Below are 19,710 nucleotides of genomic sequence, written 5' to 3' on the forward strand. Positions count from 1 at the left end.
AATGTTAATACCAATAATATCGATTCCGATAGGTAAAACGAAACATACTATTGCGCACAAGTACATTAATATGAGTTTTATATAAAACCACTACCCCAAAATCATGAACATCTTTAAAAAACTATTTGGCAAATCAGAAGAAAAAAATTCTTCCAAAAAAAATAACACCTCCCACTTTTCTAAAACAAACAAGGTAGATTTCAAAAACTTTACAGATTTAATCAACCAAAATGCAGGATTTACCCTTGAAAAACAACTCAATTTTAACGATTTAACAAAGGGACTAGCTTGGAACATCGACTTAAACACAGCTACTTTATCCTTTGATAAATATCATTTTCCTATTGAGGTAATAGGCTCTTTATCATTCAATGATTACTCTTGGATGTGGGGATGGGCTAATGAGAAAAGTGGAATCCCTAAAAACCTTCTACAAAGCTCATTAATATTAAAAAAAATGGGAGAAGAAAAACAAATTAAAGAATTTACAAAAGGGCACTTTAAGGCTGAAGAAGGGTTTGAACACCAAATGGGAATTGTTGCTAGCGGGCTTCTTAAGGCAGATGCCTACTTTTGCGCCAACTATAAGCAAGGAACAATGGTATTGATCATAAAAAGTGATCTAATTCCAAAAATAAATGAACATCAACTGGATAAAATATTGACAACTTTCCCGCAAGTGATTGATGGAATTGACTTAAATCATAAAGAAAGTTTTAAAAACTATTTGATTGATCGAAACCTTGAACTGAATTTGCAATCAAAAAATAAAATTGAGGGAACAAAAAATAATAGAACCATCGTTGCTGAGTTTGATAATTTGGATAGGTTGGTATCTCTTAATGGAACTATATAGCTGGCTTATGCTTCATTATACCACATATATCAGACATTTTTTCTTAAAATAATTTATCCTCAAATTGAAAAACCAATACCTTTTTAAATCGGAGAGATTAGGGTTTCGTAAATGGAAAGAAAGCGACCTATCTGAATTTGCTAAAATAAATGCAGATTTAGATGTAATGGAACATTTTCCAAAACCCCTAACAAAGAAGGAAACTGCCGATTTTATTAAACGTGCTAATAATCAATACAATAAAAATGGTTGTTGTTATTTTGCTATAGAAATACTAAAAAGTGGTGAGTTTATTGGTTTTATTGGTTTAGCTCTCCAAAACTATAAAACAGATTTCACTCCTGCTATTGATATTGGTTGGCGACTAAAAAAAAGTGCTTGGGGAAAAGGGTTTGCTACAGAAGGAGCTGGCAGATGCATCGAATTTGGTTTTCAAAAACTAAACTTAAAAAATATCATTTCTTTTTGTACCGAAAAAAACAAAAATTCAGAAAATGTGATGAAAAAAATTGGAATGAAAAAAATAGGAACATTTAATCATCCTAAGCTTAATAAATATCCTAAATATGAAAAATGTATCTGTTATGAAATAACCCAAAAAGCGTGGAAAAAACATAGCACTAGCTTATCTCGCTAAACGACCTACAGAAGATAAATTAATGAAAAACTTTGCTTTTGAAATTGCAAAAAGAAGATTCTATTTATTGCTCTAGTACCTAGAAGGATGGTAATTTGATGGAATATGTAATTTTTAATAAAATCACACACTTATGTACTTAAAAAACAATAAACTTCTATTCAATTAACTTATCTTTTTTAGGTTTGTAGTCTCTAAAAGAAAATAAACGATCTTTTTTGTAGTAAAATGAAAAAAATAAAAGAATCCTCTACTTACACTTATTCCGAAGGTACTTATAATAGCAAAAATCTACTGGCAAGATTTTCACACAGATCAAGATTCTCCGTAGCAATTAAGCTTACCCTTGAAAAAGAATTTAAAAGTATTTTAGATTACGGAGCTGGTGATAATAAATTTTTAAAAGAGCTTGATCTTAAAAAAGGCAATTTAATCATGACTGCCTTTGAGCCCATTATGGAAAATAAGCCTATTGAAAATATTGAAATTATTACTAAGCTTAGCGATTTAAAAAAAAATAACTTCGATGTAATTTCTTGCTTTGAAACACTTGAGCATTTCAATGAATCCTCACAATTAGAAATGTTAAAAATATTTTTTGATAAATTAAAGGATAGCGGAAGAGTAATTATTTCTGTACCTATTGAAATTGGATTCCCTTCTTTAATCAAAAATATTCGAAGAAAAAGCTCTTTGAAAAATAGTATTAAATGCTTTCTAGGAATAGAAATTCCTGAAATTAGAAACTCAGAAGGATACATTTTTTCTCATCTTGGCTTCCAACATAAAAAATTAGAAAAATTAATTTCTAATTATTTTCATATTACTAAAAAAGTAAACTCTCCTTTTAACAAACTACCAGAGCAACTAAACTCACAAGTATTCTATATCTTGGAAAAGAAATGTTGATTCTCTTTTTTTCTAACCTAGCATAGCCCTAATCCAATACATCCATAAACTTATGAATAACAGATAATTATTCAGTTTTCTTTTAGTATTACAGAAGACATAACGAAATATTTCATGCAATGCATGAAAAAGAGGCTGCCTTTTCAGGCAGCCTCTTTCTTTGCATAAAGTAATGCTATAAACTACTTCTTAACTACTGATATTGTTTGCTTTGCATCAGCAGTAATCATCTCTATAAAATAAAGACCTTTCAAATCATCTAAAGGCAATACTATATCATTTGCATTTCTATACAATGAATTATGTAATAAACGCCCTTGAGCATCAGACACCTTAATTGTTACCTCTGGTAATGGTAAACTAAAATTAACTGTAACCGATGTAGATGTTGTTGGATTCGGATAAGCGTTTACTACAACTCCTAAAGGAATAGTGTTATCATTCGTATCAGGAGCAACTCCTTCTCCTTCTCCTTCTCCTTCTCCTTCTCCTTCTCCTTCTCCTTCTCCTTCACAATAATCGTCCTCTTCTTCTTCCTCTTCTAAACAATCATCCTCGTCTGCTACTAAAGATAATTTCAATATGAACGTATCTCGCTCTTTTCCTGAAATTAAATTCTCTTCTATTTCATTTACATTGAAATCAACGGTACCCTCAAATGATCCGGTTGCATATAAATTATAATCATTATCTATATGAAATCCTTCTCCATAATCTCCTCCAGTACTTCCTACAGCTCTTATCCATTCTAAACCTCCATACGCATTTACCTTTTGCATAAATATTTGTGATTCTCCTTCAGATGCCACAACCTCATCTTCATCTCCTTCACACTCCCAGTCTATTTTTATATCATCCGTAAAAAATCCTATTCCATAACTATTTCCATATTCATCTAATACTATTTCATTCAAACGACAATCTAAATAACTTTGCGTTGGCATAGCCCATAAGAAACCTCCTGCTGAATCTAATTTAATTAAATAGTTATTCGTATTTCCTATTGAACTGATTGTATGAACTCCTTCATTTGGATTCACATCTAATTCATCTTGAAAAGTACCTGAAACATACACATTATTCTCTAAATCATTCGCAATACTATAAGCCGAACTCATAAATTCATTCTTAAGCATTTTTGCCCACTGAAAGCTCCCCTCTTTATCTAACTTGGTTATAAATGTAGCTCCCCTACTCTCTGTTCGTAAAATATGCGATGCCTCACTTGGATCAAAATCCATTGCACGACCAAAGTGCCCTGCAACATATACATTGTTATCCTGATCTAATGACAACGCCTCTGTGGTTCCATAACCTGACGCTACTCCTTCAAAATGCTTTACCCATTTAAATTCTCCATCTAAGCTCATCTTTAACGCAAAAAGACTCTCTCCTTCACTAGCTATCTGAACTGCCGAACCACGAACCTCTGTTGTTAATTGACCAGTAAAAGAGCTTGTTACATACAAATGGTTGTCTTTACCCAATTGCATAAAACCTTTATCTGGTACTCCTCCTGTTCCTATTTGTTTCGCCCAAATAGTATTTCCATCTGAATCTAATTTTAATACAAATACATCTGTACCATATTTCGCAGTCATCCATAATCGCTCTTCTCCCAAATCAAAATCTGCAGTACCTTCAAACGTTCCTAATACATATAGATTGTTATCCGCATCAGCTATAATACGACTTACTTGTTGTGTAGAAGACCCCATAATTTGCTTTGCCCAAACATGGTACCCCTCTGGAGTTAATTTTTGAATATAAATATCACTCGCTTCTTTATAACCATTAGTCAATCGCTTACCATCTAAATAAGTATCAAAATCAGCTATTCCTTTAAAAGATCCCGTTACATATACATTTCCATCACAATCTGTAGTTATTGATTCTCCTTCATTATTAGAATCTCCTTTCAATTGTTTTCCCCAAACATATTCTAAGTTATATACCTCCTCTTCTTGATCCTCTTCACAAGACCAACCATCACCAACAATAGACATTTTCAATACAAATGTATCTCTCCTTGTTCCTGATGTCAATTTTTTTTCAATAGTATTGACATTAAAATTTACTTCTCCTTCAAAAGATCCTGTTGCATATAAATTATAATCATTATCTATATGAAGTCCCATCCCAAAATCAGCTCCTTCTGCTCCTATTCCTTTTACCCATTCTAATGTTCCGATTGGGCTAATTTTTTGAATAAGTATTTGATTACTTCCTTTTGACGAAACAAGCTTTTCATTGTCTTCTTTTCCGTATTTTATTGTTCCACTAAAAAAGCCTAATCCATAAGAATACCCTTCTTTGTCAACAACAATCTCATTTAACATACAAAACTTATCACTCCTTGTTGGAGTTGCCCATAAAAACGCTCCCTCTGAAGTTAATTTAAGTATAAAACTATTGCTTCCATAACGAGGTAATGCTGTAATATGATACACCCCTTCATTCGGATTTATATCTATCGTTCCTGAAAATCTTCCCGACACATATAAATTATTACGAGCATCATTCGCTAAAGAACCCCCTGAATTCACCATAGCCCCCTTTATTTTTTTAGCCCATTTAAAATTCCCATCAGTATCTAATTTCGCTATAAACATAGCTCTTTCTCTTTTTCCTTCCGTTTGTAATAGATACTCTCCTGCACTTGGATCAAAATCTACTGAAGCTGTAAAATGACCAGATATATATATACTATTGTCTTGATCTAACGATAAAGAGTTCGCATAAGTCGCTCCTTTTCCTTCAAACTGATTTGCCCACTTTAAACCTCCATCAAGTCCCATTTTTAAGATAAAAACACTTTCTCTCTCTGAACTGAAGTTAATTGATTGCCCGCCTATTGTTGCTGACAAGCTATCTCTGAAGAAACCTGTTACATACAAGTTATTATCGGTTCCTATTGCTATAGAACCTGTATCTGCTGATTGGTGAAGGAAAGACCCACCTGTACTTATTTGCTCTACCCAAATCGTATTTCCTTCTGGATCTAGTTTTAAAATAAATATATCAGAATTCCCTTTGGCTGCTAACCATTTTTCTCCTTCTCCTAAATCAAAATCTGCTTTTCCTTTAAAAATCCCTATTATATAAATGTTATTCTCATAATCTGTAATAACACGTCCTACATTTCGAGCAGAAGTTCCTTTTATTTGCTTTGCCCAAACGTGCTTTCCATTAGAATTCCGTTTTTGAATATAAACATCTCTCTCTCCATCTGTTTTTAAAATTCCTCCTTTTTCAGTTGGATTAAAATCTGTGAAATTGGCAAACTTACCAACTATATAAGTATTATTGTTAAGATCTGTAGTAACATAATTCCCTGAATTACTATCTGCCCCTTTTATTTGTTTTGCCCAAGTTAGCTCTAAATCTTGCGGATTGACCTCGTTTACATAGTCATAGTTATCTTCTACAATTTCTTCTTCAACTACTACTTCATCTTCTCCTACTGACATTTTCAACGTAAAAGGATCTGTTCTATCATTAGAAGTTAATAACTTTTCTCCTCCATTCATATCAAAATCTACTGTTTCAGAAAAACTCCCCGTAACATATAAGTCCGAGTCATTCTCTAAGTGGATTTCCTCTGCTTTCCCTCTTCCTACATTCATTCCTTTAAGTGATTTTAATTTTCCATTTACATCTATCTTTTGGATAAAAATCTGCTTCTCTCCTTTCTTTTGAATGATCTCAGTGCGGTTTTCATATTCTGCTATTATATCTCCATCAGATGTTCCTACACCATACGAATTTCCTTCACTATCCAGTACAAAATCTTCAATACTGCAAAAACTACCGCGAGCTCTAGTTGTTTTTACCCAAATAAATTCACCTTTCGGACTCCATTTAAGCACATAACCATTTGCCATACCTAACGAAGTAACCTCATGAACTCCTTCATTAGGGTCCATATCTACCTTCCCTGAAAACCCCCCAGCTATGTAAAGATTATTTTCTTGATCGTTCGCCATTGCGAAACCTTTGGTACGAACATTATCTCCATCTATTTTTTTAGCCCATTTAAAATTTCCTTCAGTATCTAATTTAGTTATATATGTAACTATAGCTCCATTAGCTCCTAATTCTCCTTCTTCTGAATCTTTATCGAAATTTATTAAGTCTGAAAATGACCCTGAGACATATACATTATTATTTTGATCGGTAGAAATTGATTCTGCATTAACAATTCCTCCTTTACCATCAAAAATTTTTATCCAGTCATACTCCCCTTCAAGGCTCATTTTTAATACTAAAGCAGCATCTCCCTCCGTTTTAAAAAATTCCTCCTTTCCGTTTTTTATGATAGATAATTCTCTAGAAAAGGAATTTGTCATATACAGATTATTATCCTTTCCTATTTTAATATCACCTTTACCATCACCTCCATATATTTGTTTTACCCAAATTGTATTTCCTGCTGGATCTAATTTTAGAATAAATGAATCATATTTTCTGTCACTTTTTGAAGTTAGCCAGTTTTCCTCCTCTCCCAAATCTATATCTATTTTTCCTCTGAAATATCCCAAAATATAAACATTTCCTTCGGAGTCAGTAATCACGCGATGTGCCTCTTTAACAACAGTTCCTTTTATTTGTTTTACCCAAAGATGTTTTCCTGCTGAATTTCTTTTTTGCAGATATATATTTGCATATTCTGAATTTTCATTTATAACGATTCCTCCTTCGTCTGGATCAAAGTCGCCATATTTTGCAAAACGTCCTAAAGTATATACATTCTTATCAAAATCTGTAATTATGGAGGTTCCGCTTCCAAAATTCCTTGTTTTGACTTGTTTTGCCCACAAGAACTTCAAATCTTGTGCATTTCCTTTTGCTACACAAAAAATCATTAATAATAATACGTACAGTTTTCTCATTTTAATTTAATTTATAAGGGGTTAATACAGCAATATATCGGTTATAAACAACTACTCACAACTCTTTTTTTTAGTAGCCATAAAAAACGGATACATTTGCTATCTAAAGTTACTCTAAACCTAGCTATCTTCCTAATAATTAAATAGTTTTACACGCGTACTGTATAAAAGCCAAGGTTTTTATTTTATAGTTTTTTTAACATTTTCTCTCTTTTTTAAAAGAGTATGTTACGTAACATCAAACAGCTTACAGTTTTCTAAAAAAACAATGAATACCATTATTTAATTTCCATTTCATCTTTTTTGTTTTTTCTTCTAAAAAAAACAAAAAAACCTCCCTTTTTGAATACTTTTTACCCAAAAAATCAAAATACCAACATCAAAAAAGACAAAAAATTATCTCTAAAAAAGTATTCAGGCTCCATAAAGGGCTAAAATACCATCACTTTATGGAGTATTAGATCTTAAAAAGATTTTTTCAAAAGGTTTCTATATTTTTCTTAAAAATGCTAAAATCAAATACTAAAAAAAGAAAACTCCTTTAAAGAAAAATAATAAATCTTGTACATTTGCAGCTATGCGAATAGATATTATTACTGTAGCTCCAGAACTACTAAAAAGCCCTTTTGAGCACTCCATGATGAAACGTGCTATTGATAAAGGCCTAGCCGAAGTTCATTTCCACAATTTACGGGAATACGGATTAGGAAATTACCGGCAATTAGATGACACTCAATTTGGAGGAGGCGCGGGAATGGTTTTAATGATTGAACCTATTGATAAATGTATTTCTAAACTACAATCAGAAAGAAACTATGATGAAATCATTTACATGACACCAGATGCCAAAACATTAAATCAATCAACTGCTAATATGCTTTCTCTGAAAGAGAATATTATCATATTAACAGGGCACTATAAAGGAGTAGATCAACGTGTGCGTGACAAATTTATCACTAAGGAAATATCTATTGGAGACTATGTATTGACTGGCGGAGAACTAGCTGCCGCCATTCTTTGCGACGCTGTAATTAGACTCATTCCTGGTGTTTTGGGAGATGAGCAATCAGCTTTAACGGATTCTTTTCAAGATAATTTACTGTCTCCTCCTGTATATACACGCCCTTCAGAATATAATGGATTGAAAGTGCCTGAAATACTTCTTTCTGGTAACTTTCCTAAAATAGAAGAATGGAGAAGTAAGAAAGCTTATGAACGTACACAACAAATAAGACCTGATTTATTAGGTGAATAGTTTTTATCCACCACTGTTTAAAATAGCCTATCAAGCTAATTATCAGATTAAAAAATATTTCAATTTTATTTTATCAGCAAAAAAATATTTCTAAATTTGCAAACTCAAAATTAACCTCTGACGAAAATCGTGAATGTTAGTTATTGAAAACCATAAAAAATAAAAAAATGGAAGCTTTAATTAAATTTGTACAAGACGAATTTGTAACAAAAAACGAATTACCAAAATTTGCAGCAGGTGATACTATTACAGTGTATTACGAAATTAGAGAAGGAGAAAAAGTACGTACTCAGTTCTTTAGAGGAGTAGTAATCCAACGAAGAGGTAGTGGTTTAACAGAAACTTTTACTATTAGAAAAATGTCTGGTACTGTAGGTGTTGAACGTATCTTCCCTATCAACTTACCTGCCATCCAAAAGATTGAAGTAAACAAAAGAGGTGTTGTTCGTAGAGCTCGTATCTTTTACTTTAGAGGTCTTACTGGTAAGAAAGCTAGAATCAAAGAAAAAAGAGGTTAAAATACCTTCTTTAATTATAAAGAAAGCATTATGGAGTTCAAATTCTATAATGCTTTTTTTATCTCCTTGAATATTACTTTGCTCATCTCCCACTCATAAAATTTAGTGTTTTCTAACAAAATTATACTGTGCTGATCCTAGTATTTTTCACTCCCCCTCTTTCCATTTTGAACGACAAGTTCATTTGAACTTTTTCAATGAGTAACAGCCTTCATGTGTTATAAAAATATTATTGCATTTATTTCTCATAGCTCTACAAAACTCTTCTTATTCTTTATTCTTTTCTTTCATCCCTCCACTTCTTCTTTTATCAAATCCTTAATAAAACCCCCTAATTAATAATATTTTAGCATTAGAAATATCATTTGGAATGCTTAAATTTGCATCACTTCAAAACTAAAATTTTAATTATCACTGAATACACACATTCTTTGTGTGTTTAAAACAGAAAACATATGAGTAAAACAGCTAAAATTATGTACACGAAAACGGATGAGGCTCCAGCTTTAGCCACTCGTTCGTTTTTACCAATTGTAAAAGCTTTTACAAAGACCTCTAATATTGAGATTGAAACAAAAGATATTTCTTTAGCAGGAAGAATATTAGCCAATTTCCCTGATTATTTAAAAGAGGAACAACGAGTTGAAGATGCTCTTGCTTTCTTAGGAGAATTAGCTAAAAAGCCAGAAGCTAATATCATCAAACTTCCTAATATTAGTGCTTCTGTTCCTCAATTAAAAGCGGCTATCAAAGAACTACAAGCTTTGGGGTACGCTCTACCTGATTACCCAGAAGAAGCTACAACAGAAGAAGAAAAAGCTATTCTTACTCGCTACAATAAGGTTAAAGGTTCTGCAGTAAACCCTGTACTACGCGAAGGAAATTCTGATCGTCGTGCTCCTAAAGCTGTTAAAAATTATGCAAAGAAAAACCCACATAGGATGGGGGCTTGGAATGCTGATTCTAAAACTCACGTAGCTACGATGTCTTCTGGTGATTTTGCGCATAACGAAAAATCTACGACAATTACGAACTCTACAGAGGTAAAAATACAACACACAGATTCCAATGGAAATGTTACAGTTTTAAAGGATAAAATTTCATTACTAGCAGGGGAAATCATCGATGCTACAGTAATGAGTAAAAAAGCACTACTTGCCTTTTTAGAAGAACAGGTTACAGACGCTAAAGACAAAGGAGTACTATTTTCATTACACATGAAAGCTACAATGATGAAAGTATCTGACCCTATTATCTTTGGACATGCTGTAAGAGTTTTCTTTAAAGATTTATATAAAAAGCACGCACAAACTTTTAACGAAATTGGAGTAAACGTTAATAATGGTTTTGGAAACTTATTGAGCAATCTTGAAGAATTAGCTACTGATAAGAAAGAGGAAATCTTGGCGGATATCAATGCAATTTATGCTAATAATCCAGATGTTGCAATGGTTGATTCTGATAAAGGTATTACAAACCTACATGTCCCTTCTGATGTTATTATTGATGCTTCAATGCCTGCAATGATTCGCACTTCTGGGCAAATGTGGAATAAAGAAGGTAAACAGCAAGACACCAAAGCGGTTATTCCTGACAGTTCTTATGCTAGCTTATACCAGACTACTATTGAATTTTGTAAAGAAAATGGAGCATTTGACCCTACTTCTATGGGTACTGTTCCTAATGTTGGCTTGATGGCACAAAAGGCAGAAGAATACGGATCTCACGATAAAACTTTTGAGATTACTGCTAATGGTAAAGTGGAAGTTATAGATGCAAATGGTACAACTTTAATGGAACACAATGTTGAGGAAGGCGATATCTGGAGAATGTGCCAGGTAAAAGATGCGCCTATACAAGACTGGGTTAAATTAGCTGTAACACGCGCTAAAGCAACCCAGACTCCTGCTGTTTTCTGGTTAGATAAAAATCGTGCACATGATGCCGAAATCATCTTGAAAGTAGAAAAATATTTAAAAGATCACGATACAACGGGCTTAGAAATTAAAATTCTATCTGTTGCTGAAGCTACTGCATATACACTGCAAAGAGTAAAAGAAGGAAAAGACACTATTTCTGTTACTGGTAACGTACTACGCGACTATTTAACAGATTTATTTCCTATTCTAGAGCTAGGCACTTCTGCCAAAATGCTTTCAATTGTTCCTTTAATGAATGGTGGCGGTTTGTTTGAAACTGGTGCCGGCGGATCTGCTCCTAAGCACGTACAACAATTTGTTGAAGAAAATCATTTAAGATGGGACTCTTTAGGTGAATTTTTAGCCTTAGCTGTTTCTCTAGAACACTTAGGAACGACAAACAATAACCCTAAAGCTACAATTTTAGCAGAAACTTTAGAGGATGCTACTGATAAATTACTAGACAATAGAAAATCTCCTTCTCGTAAAGCGAAAGAATTAGATAATCGCGGTAGTCATTTTTACTTAGCAATGTACTGGGCAGAAGCGCTTGCTAAACAAGATAAAGATGCTGAATTAAAATCAGAGTTTACAATAATAGCAAAGGAAATGAGCAATCATGAAGAAATGATTGTAAATGAATTGAATAAAATCCAAGGAACTCCTGTTAATATTGGAGGTTATTACGAACCAAATAATGAGCTTGCCGATAGCGCAATGCGTCCTAATAATACTTTAAACGCTATTTTAAGTAACATATAATTTACAATAGTTTAATAAATCCGAAAGCGAATAATATTTTTATTATTCGCTTTTTAGTTTTATGTTAAAGAACGATAAAACTATCTTTTTAGCTCCTAGAATAAGGAGTAAATTATAAGTATTTTTGACCTATGAGCTTTACAAAAACAACAGAACAAACTTCTCACTATAATCATCTTGAAAAGATGAGCATTTCTGAATTATTAATCAATATCAACAACGAAGACCAAACGGTGCCTTTAGCTGTTGAAAAAGCAATTCCTCAAATAGAAAACCTAACTATACAAATAGTCAATGTGTTAAAAAAAGGCGGCCGCCTTTTTTATATCGGAGCAGGCACTAGTGGAAGACTAGGTATTGTTGATGCCTCGGAATGCCCTCCTACTTTTGGCGTTCCTCATGAACTTGTTATTGGTTTAATTGCTGGTGGTGATACCGCTATACGAAAAGCTGTTGAATTTGCTGAAGACTCTACCCAGCAAGGATGGATGGATTTACAAAATGAAAAAATATCAAGCAAAGATATTGTTATAGGAATTGCTGCTTCAGGCACCACTCCTTATGTTATTTCGGCATTAGAAACCTGTAATAAAAACAATATTCTTACTGGCTGTATTACTTGCAATCAAGGAAGCCCCCTAGCTAAAACCGCACAATACCCTATAGAAGTTGTAGTAGGACCTGAATTTGTTACTGGCAGCTCTCGCATGAAAGCTGGAACAGCACAGAAATTAGTACTAAATATGCTCTCAACAACTACCATGATTCAATTAGGAAAGATAAAGGGCAATAAAATGATAGACATGCAACTATCTAATAAAAAGTTAGTTGACAGAGGCGAAAAAATGTTAGTTTCTGAGCTTCAAATCGACCAAGAGGAAGCAAGCTCCCTTCTTAAAAAGTATGGCAATGTTAGAGAAGCCATTAAAAACTTTAAATCACATGACTAAAACGACAACTCCTTCCTTCGAAAAAGGGTTAAAGCAACTTCTATTCTTATTAGGACTCTTAATCTTTTCTCCTATTATTTTAAGCTTTGGCTTTAAAGCACTAAGAATATATACTGAGGCACCTAAAGCTTACGTTGCTTATTTATTATTAGCACTAGGAGCTAGTTTAATTTTATTTACCATCTACTTCGGTTTTAAAACTTTTAAAACTTTTTTAGATATCTTATTTGAAAAATAACTTTGAAAACACGCATACATAAATTACTTAACTGGGAGCACTGGCCTTCATATATGTTTTATATCCCTAATTTACCTTATGCCTTTTATTTAGCGCTAAAAGCTAAACATCTTACTTTTTTTAGCGCCGCTAACCCTTCTATAAAAAGCTCAGGGAATGGAACCGAAAGCAAATACCAAACTCTTCAATTAGTTCCTAAAAAATATAGACCAAAATCAATTTTAGTACCTGCTAATATTGATTTTAAAGATGTTCTTACTGCAATAAAAGACCAAGCCATCACATTTCCTTTAATTGCTAAACCTGATATAGGATTCCGTGGCTTACTTGTTGAAAAAATATTCTCAAAAAACGAGTTAAAAACGTATTTAGAAAGGTATCCTATTGATATTATTATTCAGGAGTTTCTTGATTATAAGTATGAGTGTGGGGTATTTTACCTCAGAAACCCTAAAGATAAAACGGGGAAAATATCTTCCTTAACATTAAAAAGATTTTTATCCGTTATGGGTGATGGAAATACTACTTTAAAAGAGTTAATGCTTTCTGAAGAACGTGCCAAATTATACCTTCCTCTATTGGAAAAAATACACCAAGACAATATAAATAAGATTCCTAAAAAAGGTGAAAAAGTATTCCTATCCTCTATTGGAAATCATTCTAAAGGAACAGAATTCATTAATGGCAACCACTTAATAACAAAAGAATTAGAAAAATCATTTGATACATTAAGTAAAGTCATTCCTGGGTGGTTTTATGGGCGTATAGATTTAAAATACAATTCCTTTGAAGAATTAGAAAAAGGGTTAAACTTCAAAATATTAGAAATCAATGGAATATTAGCTGAACCAACACATATGTATGATGCTAAAAACTACACTTATTTTAAAGCTTTAAAAACAATACGTCTTCATTGGAATTCTCTTTTTAAAATAGCAACAGCTAATCATAAAGAGTTTGACATTCCTTATAAAAGTCCTAAGAAATTTGCAAATGAGCTATTGGAATTAAAAAACTATGTTTCCTTCATAAAAAAACTACGCTAAAAAATAAAATGTTCTTACTTTACCAATAGTTTCCTAGGAGTCGTTGGGTTATATCCGAAATCAGCATCAGGAAGCTCAATTCCTAATCTATCAACAATAAAACCAATACTAGCATAATGATGTATTGCATGGCTATGTGCTTGAATTAAAGCTGCACCCAATGTATAATTTGCAGTTAACCTCCCAGTACCTAAATCATCTGTTACAGATACAATGATATTAAAATCAACTTCCCTTATTCCATTCAGCTTCTCTAAAATTTCATTAAAATAAGCAATTCCAAATGCTGTTTTACGCTCCGCTAATTCATTTCTCTTTCTATCAGAAAAATCAACTTTTCTACTATCTATCCCATTAAAAACACAAGCAAAAATATCCAATACATGACGCATATTATTTCCTATACTTGAATAATAAGGAGGCACTTCTTTATTACTGTATTGTTCATCTGTAATAGCATTTAGTAATTTAATTCCTCTCCTTAAGTTTTTATCAATGGCTTCAATCATAAAAGAAATAATTTTCAAAATAGGTCGCATAAAGATACTTCTTTTTACACGTTTGTAAAAATATTTCAAAAAACCATACAACCCCATACGAATAAAGGTATCAAACATTCTTAAAACTTTTCAAAATAGCCCCTTTAACAATTTTGGCATGCTCTTTGAAAAATTAAGTAAATATATGCGGAAGCCGAAAAGCAAATAGAGTAAGCAAAATCCTAAAATTAGTCATTATGAGAACAGGGATACTTTTATTATTTAGTATGATAACATTAGCTACAGCTAATGCGAAAGAAATCAAAAAATCAACTACCAATACCAAAATTAATAATCGCTATAATGACGTTGTTACCTTTATTGAACGCGGCGTGCAATTCCATGTCTTTTTAAATGGTGATTTTGATTTTAATACTCATTTTAGAGATACGAAATATGTTGACTATCGTGGCAGACGTACTAGAGCAAAGAGTAATCATGGAGTACGTATTGAACGTGACTATCGCGGACGTGTAAGGCGAGTAGGAAATACCTTTATTAATTATGATCTTAGAGGAAATGTAAAAAGAATTGGTACTGTATATATCAATTATCGCTTTGGACAATTGTCGCAAGTAGGAAATCTTAGGATCCAATACGACCGTTGGGGAAATCCTTTATTTTATGGAACTGTAAAGTACAGCCGTTACAACGATGATTATTGTAATGACAACTTTACTCTTGACGATAATTTAGGAGATGTTTGCGATTATGATGATATTTATTTTTACAAAAAAGGATTTAGAAATAATTATCGCAAATTTAAAGAAGACAATAACTTCTATTATTACAAAGCTAAACCTAATGCTTCAATTGGAAAAAGAAATCGTATCTTAAAAAGAAGAAAACCTAATAATAATCTATATTATAAAAAATAAAAATAACTAAAAATTGCCAAACTAATACCATTCAACAACAGCCTCAAGATCGCACCTAAAAGAATGGAAATGAAATTAATTTAAAAGTCTTATACAAAGTCAGAAAGAAAGTACGCACTCTTCTTTCTCCTCTTATAAAAAAACCTCCCTTAGAAATTACGAAGGGAGGTTCAATATATTAACTAGGGCTTTATATACAAAGGATTATCTCGGTAAATATCCTGATTGGATACCTAAAATATTTTTCAATTCTCTATTATTATTTAATACAGACTGCCCCACGCAAGCTTCTATAACAGCATCGTTAGCAAAATCCATTACAATCCACCCTGATCGCTTCATCACCCCATACTGCAAAGGCCTGCTTGTTCCATAAGGAAACTGCATCTTTTCTTTAATATAAGTTGCTACTCTTGGGTTAATAGCACTCGCTACGCTAACAGGATAAGCAAAGGCGCTTGCTCCTGATGTAAAGGTGATTGCTAATTTATCTTTATTACTTCCAAATTGAGTTCTATAAATATTATCAGCAATTCTTCCAAATTTCCAATTAATATCTCCTGGAAGTATTGTGTTGATATGATAATAATCAGATACATAACCACTCACAATTTCTCCACTATTACCTCCTTTATAAAAGCTTAAATGAAGAGACAAATCAGGACTCCCTTTCCAGCCTCTATAAAAAGAAGTTCCCACGAAAGTTTCTCTACTTACTGGAAGTATCTTACCTCTTACAGCTCCAATCTTACTTAGCGGAGACCAGTTTTTTAAAAGAACACCTTCATTTGAAAAAGCATTAACCTTACCATTATAAAGATTTACCCAAGTACTCTTGTCTCCTGAATTTTCTTTTTTAGAAGACACCACTATCACCTCTGTTGGGTTTCTTTTTAGGAAAGCACTCATTTCTTTTAGTACCTCCATAAAAGTAGTTCCTAAATAAATAGGTCCATGATATGCATATAACTTTCCTTCTAAAGCATCAAACCTCAAATCGAAATACCTAATTCCTGCCTCCAACTGCCCTCTTATGCTTCTACTTTGATTATTGGCTAAAGGGGTAACATTAATAGCTGCCGAATCGTGCGTTCCTGGAATAGTAATATCTAATAATCTTGTATCATCATCTAAAGAAGACATCCAATTTTCTTTAGAATCAGTACTTCTACTCAAATTTCTTCCACCGTCTAACTTTGCCCTCATTTCATTATAAGTTAGCTCTAAGGACTCTTTCCTTTCTAAAGGCAATTCATCTGTTGAACATGAATTTAATAACAGGCTCAAGCCCATTGCATAAATGATTCTTTTTTTCATTTTGATTATATATTTGGTCATTGCTAGAACGCAATAACTAGGGGTTACTTAAGTAGATGATTTACAAAATAGCTTATAATACAAAAGGATTTCTTCCTTACGGAAAAAACCCTTCTTTTGGGGTGGAAGATGGGGCTCGAACCCACGACCCTCGGTACCACAAACCGATGCTCTAACCAACTGAGCTACAACCACCATTTGTAATTCGGTTGCAAATATATAACCTTTTTTAGTATCTACAAAGCTTTTTTTTAAATTAATTTACTTAAATTTTCAACAGCCACATAACGTTCTGATATAAAACCTTCTGCATATTCCGTTCCTATAAGCCTTCCTAAATCTTTTGCTCTATATAAGATACTATCTGTAAAGTTTTGGCTTGTAATTGGTGTTTCAGGCTCCTTACTTTCTGGATCATAAAACTGAGAAGCATATGCTAATACTGAATCCATTTTTATATCCATAAAGCCTGTTACATCTACCACAAAATCTGGACTCATATTCTTCCACTGTATATAATGATATACTTGCTTAGGTCTCCATTTACTTTGAAGCATACCATCTATTGATGTTTCTATCTTTAGCAAACCACTTAAAAAACAAGCATCCGAAACTAATCTACTTCCTTTTGGATGATCTATATGACGATCATCAACAGCATTACAAAGTACTATTTCGGGCTGGTATTTTCTCAGCATTTTTATAATTTCCAATTGATGTTTCTTGTCATTCAAGAAGAACCCATCAGCAAAACCTAAATTTTCACGAACAGAAACCCCTAATATCTTTGCGGCTTTTTCTGCTTCTTGATCTCTCAATTCAGCTGAACCTCTCGTTCCTAGTTCTCCACGAGTTAAATCTATAATTCCTACTTTCTTGCCTAAAGATATTTCCTTTGCTATAGTTGCCGAACACCCTAACTCTACATCATCTGGATGCGCTCCAAATGCTAAAATGTCTAATTTCATAATTATTATTCTAAAAACAGCTAATTTACAAAATCATCAGTATTCTCGTAATTTTTACTGTTTTAATATGAATCTAGCACTCAAAAATCATGAACCTATCTTTTTTATTTTTAAATTTTCATCTAGAAGCCTTCTTCTTGTTATTTCTCTATTAAATAAATTCAATATCTTCGCTCTTATGATTTCAATAGTAATAATAGGAAATGGCAATGTGGCAACTCACTTAACAGATGCATTTTTAGCTTCTAGAGAAGTAAATCTTGTACAAGTTTTTGCACGTGATATTGAAAAGGTGGCTCATTTAAAACATCAAACTTCTACTACCAATAGCTTAAAACTACTAAAAAATGCTGATATTATTATAATTGCTGTTTCAGATGATGCTATCTCAGATATTGCTGATAGCATCGCTTCTAAAAGCGCTTTAGTGGTACATACTTCAGGAGGCGCCTCTATAAATTTACTTAAAAATAATTCTAGAAAAGGGGTTTTTTACCCTCTTCAAAGCTTTTCTAAAGATAAAAAAGTAGATTTTAAAACGATTCCTTTATGTTTGGAAGCTCAAACTAATGAAGACCTTATCTTGCTTGAAAAATTAGCATTGACTATTGGAAACACTATATATCATATTAATTCTGAACAACGCAGACAATTGCATATAGCAGCTGTTTTTGTAAATAATTTTGTGAATCATTTATACCATATAGGAAGCGATATCTGTGAAAAACACGACATTCCTTTTGAAATACTACATCCTTTAATTATAGAAACAGCCTCTAAAATACAGCAACTATCTCCTAAAAATGCACAAACAGGACCAGCAATACGAAATGATCAGAAAACACTGATTAGCCATTTAAAATCCCTTTGCTCTCAACAACAATATATATATAAGATACTTACTAAATCAATTCAAGAAAATGGAAAAAAGTTATAAAGAATACCTGCCTTTTATCAATACACTTATTTTTGACGTGGATGGGGTATTAACAAATGGAATAGTAACCATAATGCCGAATGGAGAAATGATTCGCCATATGAATATTAAAGATGGGTACGCCTTAAAAGCCGCAGTAAATGCGGGGTTTAATGTATGCATTATTTCTGGAGGAACTAATGAAGGGGTTCGTACACGTTTGGCAAATTTAGGGATTAAAGATATTTATTTAGGGGCCCATGATAAAATACAACAATACAACGAATTAGTAGAAAAATATGCGCTAAGCCCTGAAAAGATTTTATATATGGGAGATGATATACCTGATTATCCGGTTATGAAACTAGTAGGTATGCCTTGTTGCCCTAACGACGCAGCTCCTGAAATTCAACAAGCTTCTAAATATATTTCTTACAAAAAAGGAGGAGAAGGCTGCGTAAGAGATGTCATTGAACAAATTATGAGAGTTCAAGGCAAATGGAATGAAGATTTTAGCGCACGATACGATTAAATTATTTGGAATACTCTTTGCTTAACATTAATTATAAACCATAAAAATTAAATTTATACATACATGAAAAAATCAATCATTATCATAGCATTACTTTTAGTAACTACTGCTATCAACGCTCAATCTATTTTTGGAAAATGGGAAAATAGAGATGAAGACACTAATAAAGTAGATTCTGTCATTGAGGTTTACGAAAAAGATGGAAAAGCTTTTGCCAAAATTATTGAAATTACTAATGAAGACAGAAAAAATGCTGTATGTGAAAAATGTAGCGGTAGTAATAAAAACAAACCTATCTTAGGTATGAATATCTTAACAGGTTTAAAAAAAGATGGAGACGAATGGTCTGGCGGAAAAATATTAGATCCTAAAAATGGAAAAGAATATAAATGTTATATCAAACTAGAAGGAAAGGATAAGCTAAAAATACGTGGATATATTGGTTTTTCTGCCTTTGGTAGAACTGCTTTTTGGTATAGAAAAAAATAATCACTTCTTTTAAGCTTATATCATCAAATCATACTGATATTAAAGCTTGAAAAAAGCGCTAAAAAATCTCGGTACTTTTTAAGTACCGA

General features: G+C 32.5%; 17 protein-coding genes and 1 tRNA gene. 13 read left to right on the forward strand and 5 right to left on the reverse strand.

Annotated elements, in window-relative coordinates; translation table 11 throughout:
- Positions 1 to 103: 103 nt before the first annotated feature.
- The 3 genes from MARIT_RS10175 to MARIT_RS10185 all read left to right on the forward strand — a co-directional run bounded on the left by MARIT_RS10175 (position 104) and on the right by MARIT_RS10185 (position 2,402).
- Positions 104 to 856, forward strand: coding sequence for a DUF6882 domain-containing protein (locus tag MARIT_RS10175; protein WP_024741488.1), 753 nt, complete (start codon positions 104 to 106; stop codon positions 854 to 856).
- Positions 857 to 920: 64 nt separating this feature from the next.
- On the forward strand, positions 921 to 1,493 hold the full coding sequence (locus MARIT_RS10180; protein ID WP_100211464.1) for a GNAT family N-acetyltransferase: 573 nt from the start codon (positions 921 to 923) through the stop codon (positions 1,491 to 1,493).
- A 228-nt stretch (positions 1,494 to 1,721) separates the two neighbouring features.
- Entirely contained in the window at positions 1,722 to 2,402 is a 681-nt protein-coding gene (locus tag MARIT_RS10185) for a methyltransferase domain-containing protein (protein ID WP_024741490.1), read from the forward strand.
- Between the two features lie 182 nt (positions 2,403 to 2,584).
- On the opposite strand, the gene MARIT_RS15615 is transcribed toward MARIT_RS10185, so the two are convergent.
- Complete coding sequence (locus MARIT_RS15615; RefSeq protein ID WP_100211465.1) at positions 2,585 to 7,294, reverse strand: T9SS type A sorting domain-containing protein; 4,710 nt, start codon at positions 7,292 to 7,294, stop codon at positions 2,585 to 2,587.
- 577 nt (positions 7,295 to 7,871) lie between these two features.
- Between MARIT_RS15615 and trmD the strand changes: the two genes are divergently transcribed.
- The 6 genes from trmD to MARIT_RS10220 all read left to right on the forward strand — a co-directional run bounded on the left by trmD (position 7,872) and on the right by MARIT_RS10220 (position 13,982).
- Complete coding sequence (trmD, locus tag MARIT_RS10195; protein ID WP_024742228.1) at positions 7,872 to 8,549, forward strand: tRNA (guanosine(37)-N1)-methyltransferase TrmD; 678 nt, start codon at positions 7,872 to 7,874, stop codon at positions 8,547 to 8,549.
- Between the two features lie 167 nt (positions 8,550 to 8,716).
- The gene (gene rplS / locus MARIT_RS10200) at positions 8,717 to 9,067 is read left to right on the forward strand and encodes a 50S ribosomal protein L19 (protein ID WP_024742229.1); all 351 of its coding nucleotides are present in this window, start codon (positions 8,717 to 8,719) and stop codon (positions 9,065 to 9,067) included.
- 455 nt (positions 9,068 to 9,522) lie between these two features.
- Complete coding sequence (locus MARIT_RS10205) at positions 9,523 to 11,748, forward strand: NADP-dependent isocitrate dehydrogenase (RefSeq protein WP_024742230.1); 2,226 nt, start codon at positions 9,523 to 9,525, stop codon at positions 11,746 to 11,748.
- A gap of 131 nt (positions 11,749 to 11,879) precedes the next feature.
- Positions 11,880 to 12,698 (forward strand): N-acetylmuramic acid 6-phosphate etherase, encoded by an 819-nt coding sequence (gene murQ / locus MARIT_RS10210; protein WP_024742231.1) that lies wholly within the window; start codon positions 11,880 to 11,882, stop codon positions 12,696 to 12,698.
- Positions 12,691 to 12,936: a DUF6095 family protein gene (locus tag MARIT_RS10215; RefSeq protein WP_024742232.1), complete on the forward strand. Its 246-nt coding sequence runs from the start codon at positions 12,691 to 12,693 to the stop codon at positions 12,934 to 12,936. The genes murQ and MARIT_RS10215 overlap by 8 nt, the downstream gene beginning before the upstream one ends.
- 2 nt (positions 12,937 to 12,938) lie before the next feature.
- Positions 12,939 to 13,982, forward strand: coding sequence for a hypothetical protein (locus MARIT_RS10220; protein ID WP_100211466.1), 1,044 nt, complete (start codon positions 12,939 to 12,941; stop codon positions 13,980 to 13,982).
- 14 nt (positions 13,983 to 13,996) lie between these two features.
- On the opposite strand, the gene MARIT_RS10225 is transcribed toward MARIT_RS10220, so the two are convergent.
- Positions 13,997 to 14,599, reverse strand: a complete 603-nt coding sequence (locus MARIT_RS10225; protein WP_231975137.1) for a DinB family protein — start codon at positions 14,597 to 14,599, stop codon at positions 13,997 to 13,999.
- Between the two features lie 119 nt (positions 14,600 to 14,718).
- On the opposite strand from MARIT_RS10225, the gene MARIT_RS10230 reads away from it, so the two are divergent.
- Positions 14,719 to 15,399, forward strand: coding sequence for a hypothetical protein (locus MARIT_RS10230; protein WP_100211467.1), 681 nt, complete (start codon positions 14,719 to 14,721; stop codon positions 15,397 to 15,399).
- Between the two features lie 204 nt (positions 15,400 to 15,603).
- Here the strand turns inward: MARIT_RS10230 and MARIT_RS10235 are convergent, their stop codons facing one another.
- The 3 genes from MARIT_RS10235 to bshB1 form a co-directional block, all read right to left on the reverse strand.
- Positions 15,604 to 16,716: a phosphatidylinositol-specific phospholipase C domain-containing protein gene (locus MARIT_RS10235; protein ID WP_100211468.1), complete on the reverse strand. Its 1,113-nt coding sequence runs from the start codon at positions 16,714 to 16,716 to the stop codon at positions 15,604 to 15,606.
- A 118-nt stretch (positions 16,717 to 16,834) separates the two neighbouring features.
- Positions 16,835 to 16,911 (reverse strand) — tRNA-His (locus MARIT_RS10240).
- Between the two features lie 56 nt (positions 16,912 to 16,967).
- Positions 16,968 to 17,684 (reverse strand): bacillithiol biosynthesis deacetylase BshB1, encoded by a 717-nt coding sequence (gene bshB1, locus MARIT_RS10245; RefSeq protein WP_024742237.1) that lies wholly within the window; start codon positions 17,682 to 17,684, stop codon positions 16,968 to 16,970.
- A 178-nt stretch (positions 17,685 to 17,862) separates the two neighbouring features.
- Here bshB1 and MARIT_RS10250 point away from each other — a divergent pair, with 178 nt between their 5' ends.
- The 3 genes from MARIT_RS10250 to MARIT_RS10260 all read left to right on the forward strand — a co-directional run bounded on the left by MARIT_RS10250 (position 17,863) and on the right by MARIT_RS10260 (position 19,621).
- Complete coding sequence (locus MARIT_RS10250; protein ID WP_100211469.1) at positions 17,863 to 18,621, forward strand: Rossmann-like and DUF2520 domain-containing protein; 759 nt, start codon at positions 17,863 to 17,865, stop codon at positions 18,619 to 18,621.
- Positions 18,605 to 19,132: a KdsC family phosphatase gene (locus MARIT_RS10255; RefSeq protein ID WP_100211470.1), complete on the forward strand. Its 528-nt coding sequence runs from the start codon at positions 18,605 to 18,607 to the stop codon at positions 19,130 to 19,132. The genes MARIT_RS10250 and MARIT_RS10255 overlap by 17 nt, the downstream gene beginning before the upstream one ends.
- 63 nt (positions 19,133 to 19,195) lie before the next feature.
- The gene (locus tag MARIT_RS10260) at positions 19,196 to 19,621 is read left to right on the forward strand and encodes a DUF2147 domain-containing protein (protein ID WP_167381782.1); all 426 of its coding nucleotides are present in this window, start codon (positions 19,196 to 19,198) and stop codon (positions 19,619 to 19,621) included.
- Positions 19,622 to 19,710 lie beyond the last annotated feature (89 nt).

This window comes from Tenacibaculum maritimum NCIMB 2154 (genome assembly GCF_900119795.1).
GTDB classification, from domain to species: domain Bacteria; phylum Bacteroidota; class Bacteroidia; order Flavobacteriales; family Flavobacteriaceae; genus Polaribacter; species Polaribacter maritimus.